The sequence below is a fragment of the Bradyrhizobium sp. genome, from assembly GCF_036009065.1.
GTDB lineage: Bacteria > Pseudomonadota > Alphaproteobacteria > Rhizobiales > Xanthobacteraceae > Bradyrhizobium.
In genome coordinates, this window is the sequence record NZ_DASYMN010000285.1 from 1 (window position 1) to 2967 (window position 2967).

The 2967-nt window shown below is 62.0% G+C and carries 3 protein-coding genes; 1 reads left to right on the forward strand and 2 read right to left on the reverse strand.

Annotated elements, in window-relative coordinates:
• On the reverse strand, window positions 1–1695 hold a 1695-nt coding region (locus tag VGP39_RS17640; RefSeq protein ID WP_327569386.1), incomplete at its 3' end, for a pyruvate, phosphate dikinase.
• 91 nt (window positions 1696–1786) lie between these two features.
• Window positions 1787–1942: a DUF3096 domain-containing protein gene (locus VGP39_RS17645; RefSeq protein WP_327569387.1), complete on the reverse strand. Its 156-nt coding sequence runs from the start codon at window positions 1940–1942 to the stop codon at window positions 1787–1789.
• A gap of 247 nt (window positions 1943–2189) precedes the next feature.
• Here VGP39_RS17645 and VGP39_RS17650 point away from each other — a divergent pair, with 247 nt between their 5' ends.
• Complete coding sequence (locus VGP39_RS17650; RefSeq protein ID WP_327569388.1) at window positions 2190–2540, forward strand: DUF1236 domain-containing protein; 351 nt, start codon at window positions 2190–2192, stop codon at window positions 2538–2540.
• Window positions 2541–2967 lie beyond the last annotated feature (427 nt).

Sequence of the window (2967 nt, forward strand, 5' to 3'; positions counted from 1 at the left end):
CAGCACCTGGCCCAGCGAACCGTCGATGGTGATGACATCGCCGGTCTTGAAGATGCGCTTGCCGATGCTCATGGTGCCGCGGCCGTAATCGACGCGGATGGTGCCGCAGCCGGAAACGCAGGGCTTGCCCATGCCGCGCGCGACCACGGCGGCGTGCGAGGTCATGCCGCCGCGCGTGGTCAAAATGCCTTCGGCGGCGTGCATGCCGTGGATGTCTTCCGGGCTGGTTTCGATCCGCACCAGGATGACCTTGCGGCCATCGGCCTGCAGTTTTGTGGCTTCATCGGAGGAGAACACGATTTCGCCGGAGGCGGCACCAGGCGATGCCGGCAGGCCGGTTGCGATGACGTCGCGCTTGGCGGAGGGATCGATGGTCGGATGCAGCAACTGGTCCAGCGACGCCGGATCGATCCGCGACACCGCATCGTTCTTCGAGATCAGGCCTTCATTGGCCAGTTCGACCGCGATCCGCAATGCGGCCTTGGCGGTGCGCTTGCCGCTGCGGGTCTGCAGCATCCAGAGCTTGCCGTCCTCGACGGTGAACTCCATGTCCTGCATGTCGCGGTAATGTTTTTCGAGCTGCGTGTAGATTCGCGTCAGCTCCTTGAACGCTTCCGGCATTGCCGTTTCCATCGACGGCTTGTCGGAGCCGGAATCGGCGCGCGCATGTTCGGTGATGTCCTGCGGGGTGCGGATGCCGGCGACCACGTCCTCGCCCTGGGCGTTGATCAGGAATTCGCCGTACAGCTTGCTCTCGCCGGTCGATGGGTTGCGGGTGAAGGCGACGCCGGTCGCCGAGGTTTCGCCCATGTTGCCGAACACCATCGCCTGCACATTGACGGCGGTGCCCCAGGATTCCGGAATGTCGTGCAGCCGGCGGTAGGTCACCGCGCGCGCATTCATCCAGGATGAAAACACCGCCCCGATCGCGCCCCATAATTGCTCATGCGGATCTTGCGGAAAATCCTTGCCGGTTTCGCGCGCCACCGCGTCCTTGTAGCGGCCGACCAGATCGACCCAGTCGTCGCCGGTAAGGTCGGTGTCGAGCGTGTAGCCCTGGCTGTCCTTGAAGGTGTCGAGGATGTCCTCGAAATGATGATGCTCGAAGCCGAGCACCACGTCCGAATACATGGTGATGAAGCGGCGATAGCTGTCATAGGCAAAGCGGCGGTCGCCCGACATCGCGGCCAGCGCTTCGACCGTGGTGTCGTTGAGGCCGAGATTGAGCACGGTGTCCATCATGCCCGGCATCGAGGCGCGCCCGCCGGAGCGCACCGACACCAGCAGCGGATTCTTCGGATCGCCAAAGCCCTTGCCGGCGATCTTGCCGATCTGGTCCAGCGCTTTTTCGACCTGCGCCTTCAATTCCTTCGGATAGGATTTGTCGTGCGCGTAAAAGTAAGTGCAGACCGAGGTCGGAATCGTAAACCCGGGCGGCACCGGCAGGCCGAGATTGGCCATCTCGGCGAGGTTGGCGCCCTTGCCGCCGAGCAGGTCGCGCATGCTGGCCTCGCCTTCGGCCTTGCCGTCGCCGAAGGTGAAAACCCATTTGCCGGATTTCGCAGAGTCCGTTGCGGCCGGTTTCGGCGCGATCTTGGCCGGGCTTTTCGGCAGCGCCTTGCGCGCGCTGGCCCGCGGCGCTGATGGCTTTGATTTCGCTGCAACTTTTTTCGTCTTCGATGCGGCTTTGGCCATGGCTACAGATCATCCGCGAGAGGGGTGGGTTGGCGCGCCTTACACCACGTTTTGCGGGTTCCATGCAAGGCGCGGAACCTGGGTTTGAGCGCTACATCTTCAGCATCTTGAACAGGCCGAGGCCCGCCAGACCGACAAAAATCAAATAGATCGCAACCACGAGATTGAGGAAACGCGGCATGATCAAAATCAGGATACCTGCAATCAGGGCGACGATCGGCTGAATGTGGGCTGCGGTGATGACCATTTTGGAATTTCTCCTGGCGATGTCGGGAAAACTCGAATCGAGGCGGAGATTCTATCCGCTGTGGCGGTTCCGGAATAGCAGACGCTTTTAGCATCAACGGGTTCCAGGAGCGGATGCATAGCTGCCAGAAATTGCAGCACACCATCGCAGATTTGCGGGGAACGATGCCCCAGCGCATGAATTAGGAGGGATTGCGCACCGGCGTGAGCGAAACCGCGCCGTGCGATCCATCGCGAAGGAGAAAAGCATGCGGAACAGAATTCTTGGCCTTGCCGCAATCGCAGCCGCCATCGGCGCGCCGCTCGCGGCGCAGGCGCAGAGCACGGTCGGCGTCGTCCGCGAGGGCGTGATCGTCGACGGTGGCGGCATTGCCGTGGCCCAGCGGCCGGCCTTCCGCGAATATGTCATCCGCGAACGCGTGCCGACCTACACCATTCCGGACCGCGTGATTGTCGGCGGCGTGCTGCCGGAAGCCGGCATTACCTATTATGACGTGCCGCAGACCTACGGTGCCACCACCTATCGCTACACCGTGGTGAACGGCCAGACCGTGCTGGTTGAACCGCGCACCCGTCGCGTCGTTCAGGTGATCGACTAGCCACTTGAACGACGACGCGCTCAGGCGCGCCGCAATCGCGACTGAGCGACAAGAGCCCCGCTCCGGTTTCCCCACCGGGCGGGGCTTTTTCATTTGTCGTCCCCGCGCAGGCAGCCCATAACCACCGTGATTATGATCTGGCAAATTCTCGCCACTCGTCATTGCCGGGCTTGACCCGGCAATCCATCCTCTTCGCAAGAGTCGTTTCGAAGAGTGATGGATACGCGGGTCAAGCCCGCGTATGACGCAGAGTATGTTGCGGCGTTCTCAAATTTCTGATTATAAAGATTCAAACAGCCAAGCGCTTGCGTTCCCGCGCCGCCGCGCGAGTTGGGCTTTTAGTTCTCTCCCCTCGACTTTGAGGGGAGACGGAGCGCCGAACGACGCGCCTTGGTAGTAACAAAAGCGCCTTTCGGACGCTCCGTCG